Consider the following 24118-nt stretch of genomic DNA (forward strand, 5'->3'; position numbering starts at 1 on the left):
TACCCGTCAGATGCTGGTAATTATCAGATTCCACAATCCGGCTCCGACTTTTTTTGCGTACTGACCGTATTCTGGCCGAATACTTGCCGTCAGGCGTCTTAACTTCGCCACCCGTTTTGCGGCTTACCCTTCTTTCTATGCCCCGACTTTTTTTACTTCTCTGGCTGATGCTCATGGTCCTGGTGGACGTGAGCCCGGCATTGGGCCAGGCCGGCCCGGCGGCGCGCGCCAAAATGCGCGGTAAAGTGTACGTACACCGCCCCAACTACCGCACCTATAAAGGCCGGAGCAGCAAAGTCCGCCGCAAACGTACCGTGCGCTACCGCCAGAAATGGTTCCAGTTCTGGCGTCGCCGGAAGAAAACCACAACTCCCGCGCCGCAACGCTCCCGTAACCAGACGATTGGCGGCGGTCAGTAGCGTATAGCTGCCCAACATGCAACCGGTCTTTCTCGTCTATCCAGACAGGAAAGACCGGTTTTTTGTGTTCACGCGACAATCACCATTCCGTTTTCTGCAAACAGAGACTCGCGGAATGCAATTTTTGATGAGTAGCGGAAGTTATGAGGCAACACACTAACCCGTTTTGGCCTATGACTCGCGTTCTGATTCTGGTTTTTGCGCTGCTGATGCTAAGCGGCGGTCCTGTATCCACCGCTGAAGCCGGCCGGCCCACCCGCTACGCCCGCGCCAAAATGCGGGGCCGCAGCTACACGCACCGGCCATTTTACAAGCTGTACAAAGGCACCAAGAAAAGTAAAAAACGCCTGGGCCTGTTCCGCAAAAAAGCCCGTACCGGCACATCGTCCTATAAAGTAGGCCGGCACTCCACGCGGTAGCGCTGCCCTTCTCACTCTACAATGCTCCACGGCCCGCCGCACCACCTCAACAGGTAGCGTGGCGGGCCGTGGAGCTTTGTAGCTTGCAAACAGACCCATGAAAATTAGCGGGGCCGGGTATCAGTCGGGCAGCAGCTGGGTGACGGCGGCGGGGTTGCGGGCCCACTCGCGGGTGTAGGCCTCGTCGGCGGCTTCGGGAGTTTCTACCAGCTGCAGGCCCTGGGCTTCGGCCTTGAGGTGCAGCAGTGTACCCACGCTCAGCTTGGCCTCGAGGCGGCGCAGCAGGCCTTCTACGGCCACCACATCAAGCTGGCCGGTGAGCTGACCGGCGAAGGGCAGCTCCAGCCACACCACTTCCCGGCGCTCCACCACCAGCACCCCAAACACCAGCCCTTTGCTCAGGGGCTGCGTTACGCGCACCTGGTGCTGCACGCAGGAGGGGTCGTAGGCCACGCCGCTGCTGCGGCTGATGCGCATGGGCTGGGCGCTGCTCATCCACCCCACCACCAGGTTGGGCGACAGCGCGCCGTTGGTGTAGGCGTTGCAGGTGAACACCACGTACCGCGCCTCGGCCTGCTCCAGAGCCGGCAAATCCAGCTCAATGTACTCGGCCGTGCCCACCTTATCCGGGATGGACTGGATGTCGCCGCTGTGCTTGCAGCCGGTGGTGGTGAGCTGGTTGAAGGCGCAGTAGTCCACACGGTTGTCGTAGGCCACGCGGCAGCTCAGGTCCATATCCAGGTGCTGGGCGGGCAGGCCGGTGCCCCACTGCAGAAACAGGCGCACGGCATCACCCTCCACGGCAAAGCGGGTGCCCATCAGGGCCGCGGGCAGGTCCTGCACCGTCTCGCTCCGGTCGCCGATGGCTACGGGCAGGTAGCGCAGCGTGGGGTCGATGAAGATGGTGCGGCCGGTAGTGGGCTGGGCCGCAAACCGGCGACGCACGGCTTCTAGGGCCAGTTCCGTCACCTGCTCGCGCATGGCAGTCAGTTGCTCGGGGGCGTAGCGGCTCAGCAGCGGGTGGGCCGGAACGCGCTTTCCCGTCCCGCCCAAGGGCTTTACCGTGCGCTGGTGGCGAGGGTCGAAGTAGGCTTCGGCGTACATGCTGAGGGTGAACAGCAGGCGGGCCGGCACCTGGTCGAGCACCGTGCGGAAGGCCGCTACCACCGGCTCGGGCCCGAACCAGAGCATGTTGGCAAACAGCGAGCGGGCAAACAGCCCCGGCCGCTGCTGCAGCAACGCCAGCGTGCGGGTGGCGTCGGTACGCAAGCGGGCCTGCTCCACCTGGCCCTGCCACACGGGATAGTCCTGGCGGTAAAACCGGTCGAGGGTTTCGCGCAGGCGGGTACGGCCGGCCCGCTGGCTGTATTCGGCCAGCCGCAGGGCCCGGATGAAGCGCACCCACATGCCGCGCTTGGGATGCATGATTTCGCACTGCTGCAACGGCGACTGGGGCAGCGCGTTCAGCCAGTCGGCCACCATGGCCGCGTCGCGGCGGCTGTATTTTAGCTTCAGCGCCTCCAGGGCCTGGGCCCCGGCTGCCACGCGTTGGCTCCGGGCCGGCACCAAGTTGGTGCTGTTCTGCTGGTGGCGGTGCCGAATGGTTTTGGGCTCTACCAGCTGCAGAAACCCGGTGTGCTTAAACCAGAGGTAGCGCAACACATCGGTGGGCGAGGAAAACAGCGGCTGGGCCAGCGCCGGCTGCTGCCGGGCCACGTAGCTGTCGATAACGGCCATGCGGGTTTCCTTCATGGCAATGGGCACCCCGGCGGGCAGGGGCAGCACGGCCAGCAGCAGGCGCAGGCTATCCTGCTGGGTGGCATCGAGGGCGGTTTTGCTCAGCAGCAGGCTGCGCAGAAACGCCTCGGCGTCGGCCGGCGTCCAGATGTCCAGCACTTTCAGCTTGCTGCCCTGGCCCAGCAGCAACGGACCGGCCGCGCCGAAGGGCGTACCGCAGAAGGGGCAGCCGTTGTAGCGCTCCAGCGGAAATGCGTTGGCCGGAATGAGGTGGCCGCAGGGCAGGCGCGTACCCTGAGCCGGAAACTGCTGGGCAAACCACGTCAGCAGGTGGTCCACCCACGATTCACCGGTGGGCACGTCCCAGCCCTTCACCAGCGGCAGCCAGCTTTTGCTAATGCCCATCACCTCCCGAAAAACGGCCAGCAAATCGTTCTGAAACTCAGGAGTAGTACTTTCCAGAGCCCGCAGCAGCGGCTCCGACACGCCGTAGCCCAGGCGGGCCAGATTGGCTACCAGCGCGGCTGTAACGGGCGAAACGGTGGTAACACCCGCCGCCGGTGCAACCGCCGGCACGTACACCGCCTGCTGGCGCAGGCTCGCTTTCAGGAGTTCTTCTTGCATGACGAATAGCGGGCACCCCGGCACCCGCATAACATGTGACAGTTATACGTGAAGCAGGCCGGACTCGAACCGGCGACCCAAAGGGAAGTAAGCTCAGCTGGGCCCGGAAACCGGTAAGGGCCGCGCTTTTGGATTTGAACCAAAACCCCGAAGGGTCTACCTGAGAAGTAAGCGCAACTTGACCACAACGGATAATTGCTGAACTAAGACTTTTGCTCTACCAACTGAGCTACTGCTTCAATTTCAATACGAATGATAAGAAAATGACTACCTACCCACCGCTCCGCCGGCCGGAGCCGGGTAATGGCGCAGCTGTTTTTTACAGAAAAAGAAGTAAGCTGCGCTTGACCAGGCGTTCGAACGACGGAGCAGGCGGGAGATAATCCGGCGGCCAAGATAGCAAAGCCGGTGAGAAACTGGCAGCCTGGCCGTGTCGCGCATCAAGCAAGGACGAAGGCTGACAGCCACTTTTCTATCCCCCCGACTTACCAGGCCGCTCCCGCATCTTTTCAGGCCGGGTGCGCTGCGTACCATGCCCGCCGCACCTGCACCAGCAGCTGCTCGGCGGCGGCCCGGTCGGGGGTTTTGGGCAAGCCGGAGGCGGCAAAGGAGGCTTCTACGCGGGCTACCAGGGCTTCGGCCTCGGCTACCAGCTGCTCGTACTCGAACTCGCCGCGGCGGATTTGCAGCAGGAACTCCCGGTTGGGGCGGCGCACGTGCAGACGGCCGGTGGTGGCAATTTCCTCGGCCATGCCCAGCAGCCGGAACACGTGGAGCATGTTCTTGGCGTCGTAGTTTTTGCCGTGCTGCACCGTGTTCTGGTACCGCTCGGGGTTGCGCTTCTGCTCCCACTCCTGGTACTCCCGAAACACGCGGCAGTAGGTGCTGTAGCCGTTGCGGTTGAAGCTCAGATAGGCCACGGGCACCTCCCCCTTCGGCACGGCCGAGAGCAGCACATCCTGGGAGGTTTCCGCGTCGCGCAGCAGGCCCCGGTAGCCGTGGCGGCCATCGGGCGTTTCGTCCACGAACAGGGCGTACAGGTCCGTCAGGTGGTTCACGTTGGCTAGGCCGCACTGGCTGGCAGCGTAGCCGCGCCGGTCCAGCCAGGTAGCTACGGGCTGCGCCCCGGCCCCCACGGTCACGTAGCAGAAATCCAGCACCGATTTGCGCTGGGGCGGCTCGGGGTGGTTGATTTTCTTGTTCAGTCCCCGGGCCTTTTTGATCTGGGCCACGGCATACTCAGCGAAGCTCTGGCGGCACAGTTGTGAAAGGAAATCCTCCACCTGAAACACCTCGAACAGCGGATGCCGCAGCCGTACGCAATCCGCGGGCGAGGCCAGCAGCTCCAGGGCCGTGGGGTTGCTTTTGAGCAGCAGCTCCACGAAGCGGCGCAGCTCGTAGTACACCTCGTCGTTAGTGGCGTTGGCTACCTGGGGCACGTAGTCGAGGCCGTAGAACTCGGTTTCGGGTAGGATGAACACGCCCTTCAGGTCCACATCGGAGTGGGGCAGGTCGGTGCCGTAGGCGCGGCTGCCGCTCAGGGCTTCAAATAGAATCAGGCCCCGCTGGCGCAGGTCGTCGATAGTCAGCATATTGCCACGAATGTAACTCCATTGGTTCAGGATGCCGGCTTCCCTTATACAACTGCGGCCCACCCAGGAGGCCGATTTACCGCACCTCTACGCGTTTCAGCTGGATGCCGAAGCCTGCCGCCTGGCCGCCTTCGTGCCCGCCGAAAACGCCGACCGGGCCGCCTACCTGGCCAAATTTCAGCGGTTTCTGCACACGCCCACCATCCACATGCAGAGCATTCTGGTAGACGGGGAGCTGGCCGGCAGCATCGCCAAGTTTGAAATCGAAGGCGAAGCTGAAATTACGTACTGGCTCGACCGGCGCTACTGGGGCCGGGGCGTGGCCACGGCCGCGCTGCGCCAGTTTTTGACCCTGGAGCCGGCCCGCCCCCTGCACGGCCGGGTGGCCTGCGACAATTTCGGCTCCCGGAAAGTGCTGGAGAACTGCGGCTTCGTGCCAATCGGCACCGATACAGGCTTCGCCCCCGCCCGGCAAACGGAGGTGGAAGAGGTTATCTACCAGCTGTCCTAGCGCCGTCGTTGCCTCCGGTCCGACGCCGGAGGCGTCCGACCGGTTGTCGTCCGGAGCCGTTGTTCCATCGTCGTGCCGGTGTCAGCACACAGCCAACCGGTCGGACGGCTGCGCCGTCGGACCGGGGGACCTACTTGTATAGCCAGGCCCGGAACACGGCATCCAGGGCCGGCGTGGGGTTGGGCTGGTGCGGGACGGGCAGGGTGGCGCGGGCGGCCTGGCCAGCGTCGTATTCCTGCTGCAGGTAGGCCACCAGCGCCGCCGGCCGGGGCACGGTGGTTTTCTCGTTGGCAGTGGATTTCTGAGCGAGCAGCTCATCCACCGTGCTGTTCAGGGCCGGGGGCAGCAGCTCGCGCAGCCGGGCAAACTCCATCGGCGGCACTTCGGTGGGGCGCTGCTGAATCCAGCTAGCGGCCAGGGCCGAGCGCAGGGCGTAGAACAGCCGCTTGAGGCGCACCTGCTCGCCGGTCAGGTCCTCCTCCACCCCACGCCGTAGCTGGCCCAGGTAGTGGTGCAGGCCGGCCCGCGGGTTCCAACAGGCGGGCAGCAGCGGCTGCAGCGCCGCCCGAAACCCGGCCGCCTCCCGGTACACCACCGGCGACTGAAGCCACTCCAGCAGCGCCGCGTTGGAGCCGCGCAGCAGCTTCAGGGCCTTGCGCAGCTCCCAGCCGCCCAGGTCCAGCTCGTCGTCCACGGGGAAGCTGAGCGTGTCGGGACCGTCATCGAGGGTCAGGTACCAGTCGGCGGAATGACTGTAGATGAAGCGCACGTCGTAGTCGGAATCGGGCGAGGGGAAGCCCCAGGCCCGGCTGCCCGACTCGCAGGCGTACAGGATGCGGATGTTGTGCGTGGCTTCGAGTTGGGTGAGGGCGGTCTGGATGCGGTGCTGCACGGGCAGAATTAGAGAGTGAATGATGGAATTGATTTCTACAGCTGTTCCGGTCAATGGCACCAGCACCGATACTATGGCGGATTTTTGAACGGAATACCGGTCCGACGGCGCAGCCGTCCGACCGGTTGGCGGCCTGCTGACAACCACACGACAACGAAACAACGGCTCCGGACGACAACCGGTCGGACGGCTACGCCGTCGGACCGGTGCCCCGTTGTGGCAATGCAAGGTAAAGTCACGGCCCGCTGTTTTGGTACGTATGGTCGGTTCATTCTGCCTGGTATATTTGGCCGCCGCGCACTGCTTCGCGGGTTGTAACACTTTTGCCCTGTGAACTACCGTCGCCTTTTCTGGCTTCTGCCGGGTTTGCTCAGCGCCTGCTCTCCCGATACGCCCACCACCGAACAGCCTGCCCGGGCTCCGGCCCCCAGCGCTGCCGCACAGGCCCCCACCCCGGCCCCGACCGATACGCTGGCTACCTTCCGCTGGGAATCGGAAATGTGCACTTACACCGGCCGCTACGATCCGCGTAAGTACACGGCCCGGCAGCTCGCCGATACCCACGAACTGCTCAGCGGCGGACTGCTCACCACCTCGGCCACCGTGTTTAAGCCCGCCGATATTGCCCGGCTCAGCGTGGATACCCTGGAGGCCGAATACACCAACGTGCTGGCCCATATCAACGGGCTGCAGCCGGTGCCGGGCGCGCCGTGGCTGGAGTTTAAACGCCGCAAGCTCCAGGAGCTCAACGACGAGTACCGCGCCATCAAGCTCACCATGCAGGGCTACGCTAACCCTCGCCTGCTGCTCAACGCCCCGTACCCGGCCGCGTGCAAAGCCTACGTGCGGGGCCTGGCCGCCGCCAACGACAGCCTGATCCGGGCCGACTGGCAGCAGCTGGTGCGCGAGCAGCAGCGGAACAACAGCATTCCGGAAAGCCTGCAGGAGCGTTTTGAGCAGGAAGCCGCCGCCCCCGACTGGCACGGCCACGCCCAGGTGGCCCTCATCAGCTTCGGCTGGTGGAACTGCATCAACGAAACCATCCGGCGCGCTGAGCCCACCGAGCAGCTCTACCGGCAATACGAGCAGCTGTTCATAGGTGTGCAGTCGGAGTGTGAGGATGTGGAGTAAGAGCGTGTTGGGAAATGTATGAACCCGTTGTTTCCGTCAGGCTGAACTTGCCGAAGCTTCTCCACCACTCCGTTGAAAAAGCCCCGGACAAAGCAACAGAGATGCTTCGCGGGGCTCGGCATGACGTTCTTTTCTGATTTCCAAATACGCTCTGATACGTACTCCCCTAACGTTCTTTCCTCATGACCAAAGCCCGCCTCGAGGCCTTTAGCGACGGTGTCCTGGCCATCATCCTCACTATTATGGTGCTGGAAATCAAGGTGCCGCACGGGGCCGACTGGGCCGTGCTACGCCCGTTGCTGCCGGTGGTCCTGAGCTACGTGCTGAGCTTCGTGTACGTGGGCATCTACTGGAACAACCACCACCTGATGATTGGCACCGTGAAGCGCCTGAGCGGTGGTATTCTGTGGGCCAACCTGCACCTGTTGTTCTGGCTTTCGCTCACGCCCTTTGCCACCGGCTGGATGGGCCAGAACCAGTTTGCCCCGGCCCCCATGGCCACCTACGGCTTCGTGCTGCTGATGTCGGCCATGGCGTACTACGTGCTGCAGCAAACCATCATCCGGGCCGAGGGGCCCGGCTCGCGGCTGGCCGCGGCGCTCGGGCCCGACTGGAAAGGCCGGGTGTCGCCGCTGCTGTATTGCCTGGGCATCGGGGGCAGCTTCTGGCACGCGGGCGTCGGCGGGTTTTTCTACGTGCTGGTGGCCCTGCTGTGGCTGGTGCCCGACCGGCGCCTGGCGCGTGCCCTCGCGCACCGCCCGGAGCCGGGGCCCTAGCCCGCTCCCCGAACTTCTGCTACCTTATGGCCTGCTACCTACCTGCTTCTGCTATGCTGCCCCGTCTGCTTCCCGCGGCCCCGCTCCTGCTCGGCCTGACTTTGGCCGGCTGCCACACCCGGCCCGCCTCCACCACCGCCACCACGCCCGTCCCGGCCGAAACCACCGCCCCGGCGGCTCCCGCGCCCGGCGCGGCCCCGGCCGAGGCTATTGGGGCGGCCAGCATCAGCCGGTATCTGCGGGCGGTGTCCTCGGATGAGATGCTGGGGCGCAAGCCGTTTACCGAGGGCGAGACGCGCAGCACCCAGTATCTGGCCGATGAATTCCGGCGGCTGGGCCTGCAGCCGGGGCCCAACGGCACGTATTTCCAGCCGGTGCCGCTGGTAGAAATTACCGGCACGCCCGCCCCGGCCCTGCTCATCAAGGGCAAAGGGCAGCCGCTGAGCCTTGCCTACAAGACGGACTTCGTGACCTTCACCCAGCGCGAGCAGCCCACCGTGAGCGTGCAGAACGCGCCGCTGGTGTTTGCCGGCTACGGCGTGGTGGCCCCCGAGTACGGCTGGGACGACTACGCGGGCCTCGACGTGAAAGGCAAAACCGTGGTGGTACTGGTGAATGACCCCGGCAACGCGGGCCAGGACTCCACGCTATTCAAAGGCCGGGCCATGACCTACTACGGCCGCTGGACCTACAAATACGAGGAAGCCGCCCGTCACGGAGCCGCCGCCGTGCTCATCGTGCACGATACCCAGCCGGCCGCCTACCCCTGGAGCGTGGTGCTGAGCGGGGCCGTGAGCCCCAAGCTGCGCCCCCAAACCGACAACAAAGGGGCCGACAAGTGCGCGCTGGAAGGCTGGCTGACGCTGGACGCGGCCAAACAGCTGTTCCAGGCCGCCGGCCAGAACTACGAACAACTGTACGCTGCGGCCAATACCAAGGGCTTTAAGCCGCGCGCATTGGGCGGGCTCACGCTCTCGGGCAGCATCCAGAACAAATTGCGCCGCCAGACCTCGCGCAACGTACTGGCCGTGCTGCCCGGCACCACTCGCCCCCAGGAGTACATTCTCTACTCGGCCCACTGGGACCATTTCGGCATCGGCAAAGCCATTCAGGGCGACTCCATCTACAACGGGGCCGTGGATGACGGCACCGGCCTGGCTGCGCTGCTGAGCATTGCCGAGGCCTTCCGGAAAAGTCCGGAAAAGCCCCAGCGCAGCATCGTGTTTCTGGCCGTTACGGCCGAGGAGCAGGGTTTACTGGGCTCGGCCTACTACGCCCAGCACCCGCCCTTCCCGCTCAACAAAACCGTGGCCGACCTGAACATGGACATGCTCTGGCCCTACGGCCCGATGAAGGACCTGACGGTTATCGGCTACGGGCAGTCGGAGCTGGAGGACTACGCCCGCGCGGCGGCCCGGGAGCAGGACCGCTACGTGCTGCCCGACCAGACGCCCGAAACCGGTATGTTCTACCGCTCCGACCACTTCAACTTTGCCCACTTGGGCGTGCCCTCGCTCTACGCCAGCGGCGGCTTCGAGAGCCGCACCCAGGGCAAGCAGTGGATTGCCGACAAGCGCCGCGCCTACACCGCCGACATGTACCACAAGCCCGCCGACCAGTTCGACCCCGCCTGGGACCTCACGGGCATTGCCCAGGACGCCCAGCTCTATTTCCGCGTGGGCCAGCGCCTGGCCTCAGAAACCACCTTCCCGAAGTGGCGCGCAGGCTCGGAGTTCCGGTCGGCGCGGGAACGGAGCATGGGCGGGAGGTAACGCCTCAAAAGTTCGTTGCCGCCAATTATGGTACTTGCATCCTTCCATCCATCAAAGCAGATAATCGGACCCGTTGACAACGGCTACGCATTACGCCAGTTCCTATGCACCAGCTAAGCACTGGCCAGTTTTACGGGCAAACCAATGGTTTGCTGCAGGTAGGAGGACTCACGCTCACGGACACCGAGTATACCTACGAGCACGTAGACTGGCACTACCACGAAAACGCCTATTTTACCTTTATTCTGGCGGGGCGGGTATTGGAGGGCGACCGGAAGCAGTTGCAGCCGTATGCCGCGGGCAGCCTGCTGTTCCACCACTGGCAGGAAGCACACTATAACCGCAAGCCGCCGGGCTACACCCGAGGATTTCATATTGAGGTGCCGCCGGCCTGGTTTGAATCGGTGGGGCTGGCATCCTGCGCCGTGCAGGGCAGCCTCCACGTTCAGGAGCCGGCCGTTAAGCATAGCATCTACCAGATTTTCCGGGAAACCCGGCTGCACGACTCGACCAGTGCGCTGGCTATCGAATCCCTGTTGACCACGGGGCTGCAGCACCTGGCCCGCACGGTGGAGCACGCCTCGCGGGTGGCTCCGCCCTGGGTTGGCAGAATACGGGAGCTGCTGCACGACGCGCCCCTTACTCCCTGGACGTTAACCGAGCTGGCCGCCGAGGCAGGCATTCACCCGGCGCATCTGTCCCGGGGCTTTCCCCGGTATTTTTCCTGCACGCTGGGCCAGTACGTGCGCCGCCTGCGCGTGCAACGGGCTCTGGCGCTGTTTTCTGACCCTCAGCAGTCGTTGCTGGATATTGCCCTGGCGTGCGGTTTTTACGACCAGAGCCATTTCATCCGCTGCTTCCGCGCCGTTATGCACGAGCGGCCCGCGCGCTATCGGCAGCTGCTGGGGCGGGAGCCACGCCCGGGGCTACGTTAAATCTGTGCTATTTCGGGCGGCCAGAGGCGGGTAATTTTGCGGCCTCTCTCTTCTGGTTTCCATGAAACATCTTGTATTGTTGCTGTGGGCACTGCTCACGGCCGCCCGGCTCGTTGCCCAGCCCGCCCCGTTTGTTCCCGACAACGGCATTACCTCGCCTTTTCACCGGGCTCACGTCGGAGAAATCCTTTTCAGTAGCCAGGCAGTGGCGCCCGACGCTTACACCGATGCGGCGTTTACCCAATCCAGCCTGTTTACCCCGAAGAGCAGCCTGTTTATTACCGTGTTTCTGGGTACTTCTCTGACCAATGCCCTGCACGAGCTGGCCCCGGCCGCAACGGCAGAGGACTTGGTGAAACAGGGTAACTACCAGTTTACCTTTTATGTGGACCAACGGCAGGTGTTCGTGAGCAACCTGCACCCCGGCGCACCCTATGCCACCCTCAAAAACACGGAAACGGTGTGGCACAAACCGCTGGTGAACAACCAGACCACCACCAGTTGGTGGAGCCAGTCGCTGTGGAACCGGTTCTGGGCCGGCGGCGGCGAACAAGCCCTGACCGAGGGCCGGCACGTGCTCCGGGTAGAAATCCGGCCGTACCTGCAAACCACCACGCTGCAGGTGGGCCCCGTGCTGGCCAGCGGGCAAATAACGCTGCAGATGAAAACGCCCATCATCGACGTCAGCACCGTTCGTTTAACCCCGCTCCTGCCGTATCCGGGACTGCCTGTTTCCACACAGTCGTTTGACGTCAACAAAATCAAAGCTTTGAAAGGCAACATTGAGGCGGGCGTGTTCAAAGCCATTACCAGCGTAGTAGTCATCAAGGATGGGCAGCTGCTGGTAGAGGAGTACTTCAACGGGGCCACCCGGCATACCCTGCACGACCCTCGGTCGGTAGGAAAGTCCTTTGCCTCCGCCCTCACCGGAATGGCCATTGCCGACGAATTTCTGCCCAACGAATCCCAGACGTTGGGCCAATTGTACAACCTGAAGCAATACCCCCATTTTACCCCGGCCAAGGCGCGTATCACGCTGGGCGAACTGCTCACCATGCGGTCTGCGTTTGCGGGCAACGATGATGACTCCGATTCGCCCGGCAACGAGGAGAACATGTATCCCACGGCGGATTGGGCAAAATTCGCGCTCAGCCTGCCCCTGGATTCCATCAGGCCCCGCGGGCAGTGGGCCTATTTTACGGCCGGCACCATCCTGCTGGGCGACGTGCTGGAGCACCACGTAGCCGGGGGGCTGGAAGCATACGCCGACCGCAGGCTCTTCCGCCCCTTGGGCATCACGGAGTATCAGTGGCAGTATACACCTCAGCACGTGGCAAATACGGCTGGCGGCCTTCAACTCCGCGCGCTGGACTTCGCTAAATTCGGTCAGCTGTACCAGAACGGCGGAAAATGGCAAGGGCAGCAACTGCTGCCCGCCGCCTGGGTTACCAAAACCTTTACCAAACACGTAGCCATTCCTAACCGCAGTAACGAGTTCTATGGGTACCTGTTCTGGAACAAGACGTACCAGGTGCAGGGCAAGGCCTACGAAACCTTCTACTGCGCGGGCAACGGTGGCAATAAGATATTTGTATTCCAGAACCAGCCGTTGGTGGTGGTAGTGACGGCCACCGCCTACGGAACCGCCTACGCACACCCGCAGGTGGACAAGATGATGGCCGACTTTATTCTGCCGGCTGTGCTGGGAACCGGCACCGGTAAGGCCGTTATTCGTTCTACCTCATCGGACCCCGCGGGCAGGCGCCGCTAGCCGCGGCGGCGGCGCTCCACTCAGACTGCATGTTTACCCACTGCCCGTACCGGGTTAGTCAGGCCCCGCACCGCTACACGCTACTTGGCGCTCCTACTGAGTGCAGCCGAGCGGCTGAAAGCGAAAGCATTACTACAGCCGCGGGTCCACAGCTTCGCTTTCCAGGGCCAGCACGCCGAATACGCACTGGTGTACCTCGCGCAGGGGGGCGCCGGCCACGAACCGTTCCAGGCCTTCCACGCCCAAGGCGAATTCGCGCAGGGCCAGGTTGCGCTTGCTTTTCACGTTTCGTTCGCGCAGGCGCTCCAAGTTGCCGGGCAGCAGGTAGTCGGGGCCGTAGATGATGCGCAGGTACTCGCGGCCGCGGCATTTGAGGGCCGGCTGCACCAGGTGTTTCTGGCCCGCGGGGATGAAGTCGTAGGGTTTCACCACCATGCCTTCGCCCCCGGCCGCCGTGAGGTTCAGCCACCACTGGGTGGCGGCTTCCACGTCGGCAATATCCTGCAGGTGCACCACGCGGTAGGGCGTGGCCCGCAGCAGGCCTTCATCCTGGAGGCAGATGGCGCGCAGGGTTTCCATGTGCCAGGCGTGGTCCTTATCGAAGTACGTGCGGCCTTCGGTGGCGAGCAGGTGGAAGGGGGCCAGCCGCAGATCCTCCACACTGTCCACGGGCCAGCAGTAGCGGCGGTAGGCCTCGGCGTAGTGCCGGGCGGCTTGCTGGCGGGCGCTGGTGCGGGCCAGCAGGGCCTCTACCCCATCGAGGCCTCGGCCGGCGGCCCGGCTGAGCACGGCCACGGCTTCGGGCAGAGCGGCCGTAGCGGCGGCGGCCACGGCGGCGTACTGGTCCTTGATCAGCTGCTGGGCCTTGGCCGACCACGGCAGCAGCTCGGCGTCGAGGCAGAGCCAGTCGGTGCCGAACTGCTCCCAGAAGTTGCTGGCCGTGAGGGCCGCCTGCAGGCGGGTGAGGAAGGCGGCTTCCAGCGTAGCATCAGTGAAGAAGTTGCGGCCGGTGCGGGTGTACACCTTGCCCGGCCCCTCGCCCACCACCCCGAAGCGGCGGCGGGCGGCGTCCTCACTGCGGGCCAGCACCACCACCACGCGGCTGCCCATGTGCTTTTCCTCGCACACCACCCGCTCCTGCCCCTGGCGGCGGAAGTAGTCGAAGGCTTCGGCCGGGTGCTCCAGCAGGTCGGGCAGGGCCGAGGTTTCGGAAGGGCTCATGGTGGGCGGCAGGTACAGCAGCCACTTGGGGTTGAGGGCAAACCGGCTCATCACCTCCAGCGCCGCCGCCGCGTTTTCCTCCCGCACCGTCACCGACGGCAGCAGGCGCGTGCAGATAATCTGCTTGCCCAGCACGTCGCGCAAATCCAGCAGGTCGTCGTGCGCTTGTTGCGCGGTTAGGTGAGTTGTTAGTTGTTGGTTGTCAGTTGCTGGTTCGTTCACCGATTCACTGGCAACCGACAACTGGTAACCGGCAACTGCCAGGGGCCGGATCGGCTCGCAGTACACCTGGGCGGCGGGCACCGATACCAGCTCCCGCTCGGGGTAGCGCAACGCGGTGAGGCGGCCGCCGAACACGCAGCCCGTATCGATGTCGATGGTGTTGTTGAGCCACTCGGACGCGGGCACGGGCGTGTGGCCGTACACCACCATGGCCCGGCCGCGGTACTCGGCGGCCCAGTTGTAGCGCACCGGCAGGCCAAACTCGTCGATTTCGCCGGTGGTTTCGCCGAACAGCGCGAAGGCCCGCACGGCCCCCGAGCCGCGGCCCTGCATTTCCTCGCGCATGCCCGCGTGGGCCACCACCAGCTTGCCCCCATCGAGCACGTAGTGGCTTACCAGCCCATCCAGAAACTGCCGCACCTGGCTTTTGAACGTGTCGGATTCCAGGGCCAGCTGCTGCACCGTTTCGGCGAAACCATGCTTTTCGTTCACCTGCTTGCCGTTGAGGTAGCGCAGCAGCTTGATGTCGTGGTTGCCGGGCACGCACAGCGCCAGCCCGCTTTGCACCATGTGCATTACCAGCCGCAGCACCTTGGGCGAATCGGGGCCCCGGTCCACCAAGTCACCGAGGAAGAGGACACGGCGTATGGCCTCACCCCCCGGCCCCCTCTCCGGAAGAGAGGGGGAGACGAAAGATTCGGTTCCGCTACCGTCAGGCTCCCCCTCTCTTCCGGAGAGGGGGCCGGCCCCGAGGGGGTCACGTGAGGCCACCCGCGTTACGCGCACGCCCAAATCCCGCGCATCCAGCACGGGCGTTTCTTCCACGGCGTAGCCTAGCTGCGCGAGCAGCTGCACCAGTTCCTGGTAGCAGCCGTGCACGTCGCCGATGATGTCGAAGGGGCCGGTGTCCTGCTTGCGGTTGCTGTAGAGCGGGTCGCGCTGGATGGTTTGCACGGCGTCCACTTCCTCGGGGCCGCGCAGGTGGTAGATGTGACGGAAGCCTTCCTGCTTGAGGGTTTTGAGGCTGCGGCGCAGCTGCTGGCGCTGGTTCGGGATGACGTGGCGGCCTAGGTGCCGACGCTCGGCGCGCTGGCGGTTGCGGTCCTCGGCCACCCGGTCGGGCACGTCCAGAACGACGGCCGTGGGCAGCACGTGGTAGTCGCGGGCCAGCTGCACCAGGGTTTTGCGGGCTTCGGGCTGCACGTTGGTGGCGTCCACCACCGTCAGCAGACCCCGCTTCAGACGCAGGCCCACGAGGTAATGAAGCAGGGCAAAGGCATCGGTGGTAGCCGACTGGTCGTTTTCATCATCCGACACCAGTGCCCGGCACTGGTCCGACGACACAATTTCGGTGGGCGCGAACAGCCGCCGCGCAAACGTGGATTTGCCGGCCCCGGAGGTACCGATGAGCAGGACAAGAGAAAGTTCGGGAAGCTTGAGGGAGGTAGCAGGTTGGGGCATCGGGGGATAAAACGCTCTATATTTGGCCGTAACGAATGCGCTACACCTATGAAAATTAACAGGAGACTCAATACCCTTACCTATTCGGAATACGGCAGTGTCCTGAGCCAGCACCAAAAATACACCGACTTTAATACGCTGGGCCTGTTTCGCTCTATTATCGAGAATGAAAAGCTCAACCTGACTCAGAAAATAGACCTGCGTAACTTGGCCGAAGCAGTCTTCGGAAAGACGTTTGAGTTCCTGCAGCTCAAAGATCCGGCAACCTACTTCGCCCTTACCACCCTGGGCGAGCAGCTCACCGTAGCCGATACAGCCCAGCGGTGGACGGACATCCGGGTCAACCAGCAGATAATCCTGCGGGACAAAAAGCTACGCCACCGCAACTTCGGCACCTACTCCAGGCACAACTGCGGCTACGACGACTGTCCGCTGAAAGGCGTGATGCTGCGGCAGACCGATAGCACGCGTGCAGTACGACCAATGTCGTTTTGCGCTGATAAGAACCGGCATACAATCCGCCTAAAAGCAGTAGCCCGCAAGCAGGACCGCAAGTTCTTCAGGCAATCCGTTTCCAGTCAGGCTGATGATGAATAGAACTTGCATGTCGATTCAGCAACTCATAGCAACTCTCAAAGCAGACCTACCGCAGAAGGATATAACGCTTTATCCGCCGGCCAGCGCGCAACTGATGCAGCAGCTGGAGGCAGCGTTAGGTGTAGTCCTTCCGGCTGACTTTCGGGAGTTTTATGCCTTCTGCAACGGGTTCGGGTCAGCTGAATTCCTGTTTCATATCACCCCAATTGAGGAAATACTCCATTTCAAAGACTACCAGCCTCACCAATTCCTCTTTGCCGAGTATGGTGCTTGTGTTGATTTCTGGATAGTGGAAATAGCGCCGGAGGCAACCAGCTACCGGATTCTGAGTCAGGGTTCAGCTGGCGAAATGGTCTTTCTTACCGATTCGTTAGCCTTATTTATCCACCGATTCTTGCAGGGGGACATTTTTGGATTGCTTGACTGGGCGGCTGAGCTTGCTAACTGATCAGCTACCAAGCTCCCAATATGATTACCTACCCTCCTACCGCCCGCCCGTAATGCGGAACTCGACGCGGCGGTTGAGGCGGCGGGTGGCCTCCTGGTCGTTGCTGGCGCGGGGCTCGGCCCCACCAAGGCCCCGGCCCGTAATCCGCTCGGGGGCCACGCCGTGGCTCACCAGATAGGCCTTCACCACGGCCACGCGCTGCTCGCTGAGCTGCACGTTCAGCTGCGGGTCGCCCTGGTTGTCAGTGTGGCCGCGCAGCTCGATGGTGAGCTGGGGGCTGGCCACCAGCAGGGCCAGCAGCCGGTTGAGGTCGGGGGTGGCGGAGGGTAGCAGCACGGCCTTGCCCTGCTCAAACTGCACGTTGTCGAGGCGCAGGGTGGTGCCGGGCTGCACGGGCCACAGCACCACATCGTGGCCCGAAGGACCGGCCGGCAGCTGGAACGTAGTATCGGCCGGGAAGTAGCCGGCCAGCTCGGCCTGCACCTGGTAAGCCTGCCCCGACTGGCCGGCCAGCAGAAACTCGCCGGCGGCGGTGGGCGTGCGGCTGCCGGCCGGTGCCCCGGGTCCGCTGAACTGCAGCCGGGCCTGCGGCAGCGGCTGCAGGGTGGTGGCATCCAGCACGCGGCCCAGCCAGGTAGCCGTGCCGGTGGCCGCCCCCACCGAGGCCGACGGGGCCGGCCGAAACAGGCTGCAGCCGGCCAGATCGGTGTACACGCCGCGGCGCAGGCGCGTAGCCTGGCGGCGCTCCAGGTCTACTTCAAAAATAGATTTAGGCCCGGCCAGCAGCAACCGGCGCCGGCCCGCGCCATCCTGCTCCAGCAGCACGTCGCTGTAGCCGCCCTGCTCAGGCAGGCCATCCAGGGGCAGCAGCTCGGGGCCGGGGCGCTGGCTGGCCAGGTCCACGGTCAGCAGGGCCCCGTCGGCGCTGTACACGTCGTACAGCTTGCCGGTTTCATCAAGCCCGAAGTTGGCATGGGTGCCGGCTTTGGCAAACCCGATGGCCGGATAATACGCTGCTTTTCGCAGGGGGTCCGTTTCCCACACCGTCACCACCGAATCGGTGGCCGGACTTACGCGCACCAGCAGGTGAGCGTCGCTGGTCTGGAAATACAGGTCGCCGCGGCGGTCGGTGGCGGCCGAAATCCAGACGTTGCCGGGCCCCTGGGCGGGCAGCTCCCAGCCGGTGTACTCGCCGCGGCGGGTGGCCGGGTTGTATCGGTATACCTGCTCAGGCTGGTCGGTGGGGGATTTGGTGACGGAGTACAGGCAGTTATCGAAGCCCTTGGCCAGGGCGTACGACTGAAACGGCAGCACCCGGCGGTGCACCCGCGGCTCGGCGGCCAGGTTCAGCCCGCTCCACTCGTGAATGGTGCGGCAGTCGTCCTCCCAAATACCGTCGTGGGTGCGCAGGGCCGCAATACCGTAGATTTTATCGTCGCAGCGCTGGTCGGCGTAGCGGCGGCTGGGCAGGCCGGGTCCGGCAAAGGCAAAAGAAGCCACCAGTTGCCGGCCCGCGGCCAGGGTGGCGGCATCCTGGGCCGTGGCGGCCTGATATTCCAGCTGAAACTCGTAGCCGCCCCGCCACAGCCGCCGCCCCAGCACCCGGCGGCGGCCCGCCGAATCGGCGAAGGTGTATTCGTAGCGCACTTCCTGAAACGCGCCGGCATCGTGCTGCTCCAAACGCACCACCTGGGCCTGGGGCAGCGCCGTAAGGGCCTGCCACAACGAATCGACCGGCCCCGCGGCCAGTGGTGGCCGGTTGACGCGCCCGGCCGGCAGCGGGTGCACGCTGAAGCGCACGATGGCCGGGGCCGCGTCCCAGCTGTTACCGGCGTAAAAGCTCATGGCCGGCGCTACCTCCTCGTGCACCTGCCAACCGTGCGGATAGGCAAGCTGGTAGCCGGTGCGGGCATCGGTGAAGGTTTGCCCACCAGCCGGCACTTGCGCCCCGGCCCGCGGCCCGATGAGCAGCAGCGCCAGGAGCAGCATAGTCAGCCGTACCAACAGCCCGTCAGGAATAGGTAACATTCTTCAAAATTACGAAGCCTGCAGCTATTTCCGGTATCTGTTTCAGCAAGGCGGCTTTTTCGGGTACACCGCGCGTGTCCGACAACAAACTTTATCTCCGCATAGTCCTAATTAAGAACAAGCGTTACGCATAGTCCCACCTAACGCGCTACCGCTCAAACACGGCCAGTTGAGAAGGAGCCCCGACCTCGGCGTACTCCGGGCCCAGCGGCTCCAGGCGTACCCGGTAGCCGTGGCGCTGGGCCACGCCGGCGGCCCAGGCGGCAAACTCGGCCCGGCTCCACTCGAAGCGGTGGTCGGAGTGCCGGAACTCGCCGGCCGAGAGGGTTTCGTAGCGTTGGTTGTAGTCGGCGTTGGGGGTGGTAACGAGTACGCTGCCGGGCCGGGCCCGGGCAAACACCACCTGCTCAAAGGCGGCCAAGCGGCTTTCATCCAGGTGTTCAATAACTTCTACCACGGCCGCAGCATCGTAGCCTTCCAGGCGGGCATCGTGGTAGAGCACCGAGCCCTGGGCCAGGGTGAGCCGCTCACGCTGGCGCGGGGGCATTTCCGAGAGGTGCAGGCGCTGCCCGGCCCGTTCCAGCTCCCGCCACGCCACATCCAGGGCCAGTACGTGCTCAATCTGCGGGTTTTTCAGCAGCCGGCGCACCAGCTTGCCTTCCCCGCAGCCCAAATCCAGCACCCGCTTGGCACCCAACTGTCCGATTATGTCGGCCACCCGGTCCAGGCGCAGATCATGGAGATTTTGACGGGTGGTGGTTTGCTGCGGGCCATCGGCAGGCAGGTCGCCGCTGGTTTCCACAGAAGCTGTTTCTTCCCCGGCTACGTCGTCGGATGCCTCAGCATCCACGGCCAGCAGGCGCTCCAGCGTGGGGTTCACAAACTCGGCGAAGCGCAGGTAGCGGCGCGTGATAAACTCCCGCTCCGGGTGCAGGGGCAGCCAAGCTCCGCCCCGACGCAGCAGCTTCTCGGCTTCTTCCCGGTTGATCCAGTAATGTTTGTCGCCCCGGTCCAGCACCGGAATAAGCACATAGAGGTGGCTGAGCAAGTCCTGCAGGCGCAGAGCCGGGTGGCGCAGGCGCAGCGTGTGGTAGCGGCTGGCTCCCCAGTCGGGCACGGTGGGGTCCAGGGGGTGGGGTTCTATGCTGATTTCGTAGCCCAGGGGCGCAAACAGCCGGTGCAGCTGCTCGGGGCTGGCGGCGGGCAGGGCCGCCACAGTGGCTTCCAGCGGCAGCCGCTGCTCGGGCAGTTCGGGGCGGTCCTTGCAGGTGCCATTCATGGCCGTATTAAAGGCCTTGGTCAGGGCGGTGCTCAGGAACGAGGAGGCCGCGTAGGGCCGGTCGTTTACGTACTGTTCCAGGGCAAACCCCTCCCCGGCAGGCCCCCGGTGGTTGCGCACCAGCCCAATGGGGTCAATATCAAGTAGCAAAGCGGCAGTGCAGCGCTCCGCCGTGGCTTCGGGGTAAAATATGTGAGCCTGGCCATAAGCAATGTCAATAGACTGCAGACGAGCCGGATTTTTGTGCAGCAGATAGCCCAAATCGGTGGCGGGCTGGTGGGTAGTGGAAATGGTGAGCAGCATGGATAGTCTAATGCTAACAATACACAGCACCGCCAAAAACGCGGGCAGGCGGCAAGATACAGGGTTTGCCGTTTTGCAGGCTGTAAAAGCCGCGCATTGCGGAATTGCTATACACTACCGTCATGCTGAGCTTGCCGAAGCATCTCTACCGCAGTGCTAAACAATAGCATTTCAACGAAGCGGTAGAGATGCTTCGGCTCCGCTCAGCATGACACGTTCCTTATAATTTCCGGTGTTGTTCAGTTGCGTTCAACGGCCCCGAGGCCGTATCGGTGAGGGCCAGCAGGAAGGCTTTGAGGGCGCGCTGGTCGGCGGCGGAGAGGTAGAGCTTATCGGGGGGCAGGGTTTGGTTGGGCACGGACAGGCCCCGGCCCTGGCCGCCGCCTTCGTTGTAGAAGTCGATTACCTGCTCCAAATTCTGGTAGGTACCGTTGTGCATGTAGGGCGCGGTGAGGGCCACGTTGCGCACCGTCGGAATCTTGAAGGAACGGCGCAGCTGCGGCAGCGGCACCTGGGCGAAGCGGCCCTGGTCGGCGTCGAGGCGGTGGCTACCGGGCGCGGCCTCCACCCCCAGCACCTCCGATTCGGCCTCGGTGAAGCCGGGCGGCACCGTGCCGTTGAACAGGGGCGCGAAGTGGCAGGTGCCGCACTTGCCCACGCCCATAAACACGTTAAAACCCTGGATTTCCTCCCGGCTCAATGCTTCCCGACGGCCACGCATGTGCTGGTCGAAGCGGGAGTTGAGACGAATCAGGCTCCGCTCGTAGGCCGCCAAAGCCGTTTGAATCTGCACGGGCGCAATGGTAGGCTCTGCTCCTACTTCGCTGCCGGGAAACGCCTGCCGGAACTGCCGCACGTACTCGGGGCGGCGCTGGAGGCGGCGGGCGGCGGCTTCCAGGGAGCCGTGCATTTCGTTGGGGTTGCCCACTACGTCGGCGGCCTGGTTTTCTAGGGTGGTGGAGCGTAAATCGTAGAATTGCCCGGCCTGCAACGCGGCGTTGAGAATGGTGGGCGTATTGCGGCGCACCAAACCGCCGGGCGTGAGGGTGGCGTTTTTGGCTACTCCATCGGTGAAGGCCTTGTCGGGCTGGTGGCAGCTGGCGCAGGAGCGGGTGCCGGTGCCCGACAGCACGGGGTCCTGAAACAGCTGGCGGCCCAGGGCCACGCGGGCTTCGGTGCGGTAGTGTTGGGTGGTAGGCGCGTAAAAATCGGGGTTGAAAGCCGCCGAATCGAAGAGTGTAGCCGCATCTGCCCGCAGCGCCCGCACTTCATCAAACGGCCGAATACCCAGCTGCACCTGGCAAGCCAGCAGCGCCCGACCCAGCGGGTTGGCGTGTTCCGTGATAAACGCTAGCCGGTCAAAGCCGTTGAAATCGGGGTGTCGGCGCGCATACTGCCCGGCCTGAGCAAGCTGCCGCCGCGCTGCCGCGTAGGCCTGGCGCACCGAGTCGGGGGCAGTGGTGGCGGGCTCGTAGCAGGCCAGCACGGGCTGCAGGGCGGCCAGGGCAGCGGCCGTTTCGGGGAAGGTGGCGGCGGGGCTCAGGGGCGTATCAAACCCGGTGATGCCCAACGATACCACCCGAAACACCTGCAGCCGCAGCACGTCAAACACGTGGGCATCCGACAGCTCCTGCACCTGCCAGCGGGTGCGGGCATTGCTGATTTCCCGGTGCAGGGCCCGCACTTGCCGCTCCAGCTCGGCGCGGTTGGCGGGGTCGAAGTCGGGGTAGAGCAGCGCTTCAATCACCTGCAGACCGCCGGGCTCGAAGTCCTTGTTTTCGGCCACTTCCACCTCCCCGATGGGCGGGCCGTTGAGCAGGCGGGCCGTGCCGGGCATGTAGTATTCGGTAAACGGCTCCACCCGCTTGTACAGCAGTCGGGCCGTACGGAAGCTGCGGCGCAGCGAATCCGGGGCAGTACCGCGCCGGGCCAGGGGCAGCAACTGCCGCTGCACGTGCCGATGCAGGCGGGCCAATTCCCGGGCCACATGCTGCTGCACGCGCCGGGCAGGGCTATCGGCGGGAGGTGGCGTGGAGGAAACATCGGTGCGGGAACAGGCCCCAGCCAGCGCCAGCAGCGCCGCCAGCAGCAGCGGCGCACACGCCCGAAGAGCAACGGAAAGAGACGAAAGCATGAGGAACCAGAAGTGTGAAAACCAATAGCCCCCCGCTGCATAAGGGCGGAGGGCTGGATAGTGGATAGAATCGGATAAATAAGCCGTATGACGACGAATAGACCGTCATTCCGAGCGCAGCCGAGGAATCTCGCGTGCTGACGTTGTGCTGGTAACCTTAACGAAGCGGTAGAGATGCTTCGACTTTGCTCAGCATAAAGGTTAGTCTGGCAACATCAGCACGCGAGATTCCTCGGCTCCACTCGGAATGACGGTACTTGATGCCCCTTACCGCTGCACGCCGCGCACGATGACTACCTGGCCGCCTTCCTTGTTCTTGTTGCGGGTTTCGTTGGAGCCGTCGGCGTTCAGGAATTTATCGTCCTGCCAAGTGTGGGGGTGCAGGTTGAGCAGGAAGGTATTGGGCACGCCCACCAGGTCGGAAATGTCCTGCATGGCTCCGTATTCCCAGCTGCTCAGGCGCTGGTCGTTGCTCTTATTGTACTTGGCGTTGAAGGTGGCATCCTGGCGGCGGTGGTTCATTTCCAGCATCGGCTTCAGCTGCTTGCTGCTCATGCCGTACTGCCACACGCGGCCGTCGTGCTTGTTGTTGGCGTAGAACGAGTCGCCGTCTTCCTGAATGTAGACGAAGTCCTTGGTCACGCACAGGTTATCGGGGTTCACGATGCTGTTGCCGGGGTCGGTGGCGCCGTCTACGGCCACTTCCAGCTTGCCTTTCAGCACGTTATCGGCCTGCAGGGTGAGCTTGTACACGCGGCCCCACATGGTAAAGCCGGTTACGGGCGTCACCTTGTCCGACTGGCTCACGCCGGTGGCGGTGAAGTACACCTCCCGGCCCGCGCCGTTGCCGCCCTTGCGGTAGTCCACGTCCTCTACCCGGGCAAACTGAATGGCATTCTTAGCCACCGACTGCGCCGCAATCTGGGCGCCGGTGGAGGTTTTGGCGTTGTCGATTTCCACAAACTCCACGTCGTACTGCTGGCCGGCCACCATGTTGGTTTCCGCCGGGTCGGCGGTGGTGCGCTTGAGCATGTAGAGCTTGCCGTTGTCCAGGTCGCCCACGGTGTTGCTCACGTAGGCAATCAGCTGGCCGTTGCCGCTGTCTTCGCCAATGAGGATGACGGTTTTGCCGGGAAACGCATCCTTGGGCAGCGGTACGGCATTTTCCATGGAGGCGTGGCCCAGGGCCGGCTTCATGCGGCTACGGTCCTTTTTGTTGGCCGGGCCCAGCGGGTCGAGGGCGTGCACCATGCTTTCCCCGTCGGTTTCGCCGGCGGTCAGGAAGGTGGGGCCGAAGCCGTGCTCCTCGGGCGTGGCCAGCGTAGCCGAGCACAACCGGAAGTTGCCACCGTCGCCGTCCAGAATGTACTCGCCCTTCACCGGCTTGAAGGTTTTGTCCAGGTACACCCGGGACACCGAGAACATGATTTCGTGGTTGTTGATGAGGATGTAGCCCTCCCCGTTCGGGTTTTTCAGCAGCCCCGAGCCGTCGGGCTGAGCCCCGAAGATGAAACCCGGCGACTCCGGCAGCACATCGTCGGAGCTGATCAGGGGCAGGATTTCCAGGCTCTCGAAACCGCTCAGCGGTTTTACCAGGGCCGGATTCACGGAATAGGCTTTCAGCTCAACTTCTGAGGTCGGGTTCGATTCAGTTTCGGAGTCGTTGCAGGCGCCCAATAACGCCAGCAGCAGCAGGGCCGGCAGCTTGGGCACGAAGGCGTAACGGTTGGAGTACATAGCAGGAAAAGAGGTAGGTGAAAGGATGCCACAAAGGACTCCCCCCAGTATTATTCCATCTTTATCCATTTGTTACTGCATTGCTATTTTCCAACTTACAATCAAGTGG

At 63.8% G+C, this 24118-nt stretch carries 18 protein-coding genes; 10 read left to right on the forward strand and 8 right to left on the reverse strand.

Annotated features, from left to right (window positions below; all coding sequences use genetic code 11):
* Positions 1-137: 137 nt before the first annotated feature.
* Positions 138-419: a hypothetical protein gene (locus tag EI291_RS05850; protein WP_125418872.1), complete on the forward strand. Its 282-nt coding sequence runs from the start codon at positions 138-140 to the stop codon at positions 417-419.
* 173 nt (positions 420-592) lie between these two features.
* The gene (locus tag EI291_RS05855) at positions 593-838 is read left to right on the forward strand and encodes a hypothetical protein (protein WP_125418873.1); all 246 of its coding nucleotides are present in this window, start codon (positions 593-595) and stop codon (positions 836-838) included.
* 120 nt (positions 839-958) lie between these two features.
* Here the strand turns inward: EI291_RS05855 and EI291_RS05860 are convergent, their stop codons facing one another.
* Both EI291_RS05860 and EI291_RS05865 read right to left on the reverse strand, forming a co-directional pair.
* Positions 959-3199 carry a hypothetical protein gene (locus tag EI291_RS05860; protein ID WP_125418874.1) on the reverse strand — a complete coding sequence of 747 codons (2241 nt, stop codon included), beginning with the start codon at positions 3197-3199 and terminating at the stop codon, positions 959-961.
* 509 nt (positions 3200-3708) lie between these two features.
* Positions 3709-4791, reverse strand: a complete 1083-nt coding sequence (locus tag EI291_RS05865; RefSeq protein WP_125418875.1) for a DNA polymerase beta superfamily protein — start codon at positions 4789-4791, stop codon at positions 3709-3711.
* Between the two features lie 31 nt (positions 4792-4822).
* On the opposite strand from EI291_RS05865, the gene EI291_RS05870 reads away from it, so the two are divergent.
* Positions 4823-5302, forward strand: a complete 480-nt coding sequence (locus EI291_RS05870; RefSeq protein WP_125418876.1) for a GNAT family N-acetyltransferase — start codon at positions 4823-4825, stop codon at positions 5300-5302.
* A 130-nt stretch (positions 5303-5432) separates the two neighbouring features.
* Here the strand turns inward: EI291_RS05870 and EI291_RS22785 are convergent, their stop codons facing one another.
* On the reverse strand, positions 5433-6194 hold the full coding sequence (locus tag EI291_RS22785) for a nucleotidyltransferase domain-containing protein (protein ID WP_170172530.1): 762 nt from the start codon (positions 6192-6194) through the stop codon (positions 5433-5435).
* Positions 6195-6524: 330 nt separating this feature from the next.
* Between EI291_RS22785 and EI291_RS05880 the strand changes: the two genes are divergently transcribed.
* The 5 genes from EI291_RS05880 to EI291_RS05900 all read left to right on the forward strand — a co-directional run bounded on the left by EI291_RS05880 (position 6525) and on the right by EI291_RS05900 (position 12579).
* Positions 6525-7325: a hypothetical protein gene (locus EI291_RS05880; protein ID WP_170172531.1), complete on the forward strand. Its 801-nt coding sequence runs from the start codon at positions 6525-6527 to the stop codon at positions 7323-7325.
* 182 nt (positions 7326-7507) lie between these two features.
* On the forward strand, positions 7508-8101 hold the full coding sequence (locus EI291_RS05885; protein ID WP_125418879.1) for a TMEM175 family protein: 594 nt from the start codon (positions 7508-7510) through the stop codon (positions 8099-8101).
* A gap of 53 nt (positions 8102-8154) precedes the next feature.
* Positions 8155-9873 (forward strand): M28 family metallopeptidase, encoded by a 1719-nt coding sequence (locus EI291_RS05890; RefSeq protein WP_125418880.1) that lies wholly within the window; start codon positions 8155-8157, stop codon positions 9871-9873.
* 104 nt (positions 9874-9977) lie between these two features.
* Positions 9978-10808 carry a helix-turn-helix transcriptional regulator gene (locus tag EI291_RS05895; protein ID WP_125418881.1) on the forward strand — a complete coding sequence of 277 codons (831 nt, stop codon included), beginning with the start codon at positions 9978-9980 and terminating at the stop codon, positions 10806-10808.
* Positions 10809-10869: 61 nt separating this feature from the next.
* Positions 10870-12579: a serine hydrolase domain-containing protein gene (locus EI291_RS05900; protein ID WP_125418882.1), complete on the forward strand. Its 1710-nt coding sequence runs from the start codon at positions 10870-10872 to the stop codon at positions 12577-12579.
* A gap of 132 nt (positions 12580-12711) precedes the next feature.
* Here the strand turns inward: EI291_RS05900 and EI291_RS05905 are convergent, their stop codons facing one another.
* On the reverse strand, positions 12712-15483 hold the full coding sequence (locus EI291_RS05905) for a polynucleotide kinase-phosphatase (protein WP_125418883.1): 2772 nt from the start codon (positions 15481-15483) through the stop codon (positions 12712-12714).
* A 48-nt stretch (positions 15484-15531) separates the two neighbouring features.
* On the opposite strand from EI291_RS05905, the gene EI291_RS05910 reads away from it, so the two are divergent.
* Both EI291_RS05910 and EI291_RS05915 read left to right on the forward strand, forming a co-directional pair.
* On the forward strand, positions 15532-16080 hold the full coding sequence (locus EI291_RS05910; RefSeq protein ID WP_125418884.1) for a hypothetical protein: 549 nt from the start codon (positions 15532-15534) through the stop codon (positions 16078-16080).
* A gap of 7 nt (positions 16081-16087) precedes the next feature.
* A complete protein-coding gene (locus tag EI291_RS05915) occupies positions 16088-16528 on the forward strand; it encodes an SMI1/KNR4 family protein (RefSeq protein WP_170172532.1) in 441 nt (146 codons plus the stop codon).
* Between the two features lie 36 nt (positions 16529-16564).
* Here EI291_RS05915 and EI291_RS05920 read toward each other — a convergent pair whose 3' ends face one another.
* The 4 genes from EI291_RS05920 to EI291_RS05935 form a co-directional block, all read right to left on the reverse strand.
* Positions 16565-18556: an OmpA family protein gene (locus EI291_RS05920; RefSeq protein WP_125418886.1), complete on the reverse strand. Its 1992-nt coding sequence runs from the start codon at positions 18554-18556 to the stop codon at positions 16565-16567.
* Positions 18557-18704: 148 nt separating this feature from the next.
* A complete protein-coding gene (locus tag EI291_RS05925; RefSeq protein ID WP_125418887.1) occupies positions 18705-20138 on the reverse strand; it encodes a 3' terminal RNA ribose 2'-O-methyltransferase Hen1 in 1434 nt (477 codons plus the stop codon).
* A 220-nt stretch (positions 20139-20358) separates the two neighbouring features.
* Positions 20359-22272 (reverse strand): cytochrome-c peroxidase, encoded by a 1914-nt coding sequence (locus tag EI291_RS05930; protein WP_125418888.1) that lies wholly within the window; start codon positions 22270-22272, stop codon positions 20359-20361.
* A gap of 267 nt (positions 22273-22539) precedes the next feature.
* Complete coding sequence (locus EI291_RS05935; RefSeq protein WP_125418889.1) at positions 22540-24009, reverse strand: PhoX family protein; 1470 nt, start codon at positions 24007-24009, stop codon at positions 22540-22542.
* Positions 24010-24118 lie beyond the last annotated feature (109 nt).

This window comes from Hymenobacter rigui, assembly GCF_003944715.1.
Classification (GTDB): Bacteria; Bacteroidota; Bacteroidia; order Cytophagales; family Hymenobacteraceae; genus Hymenobacter; species Hymenobacter rigui.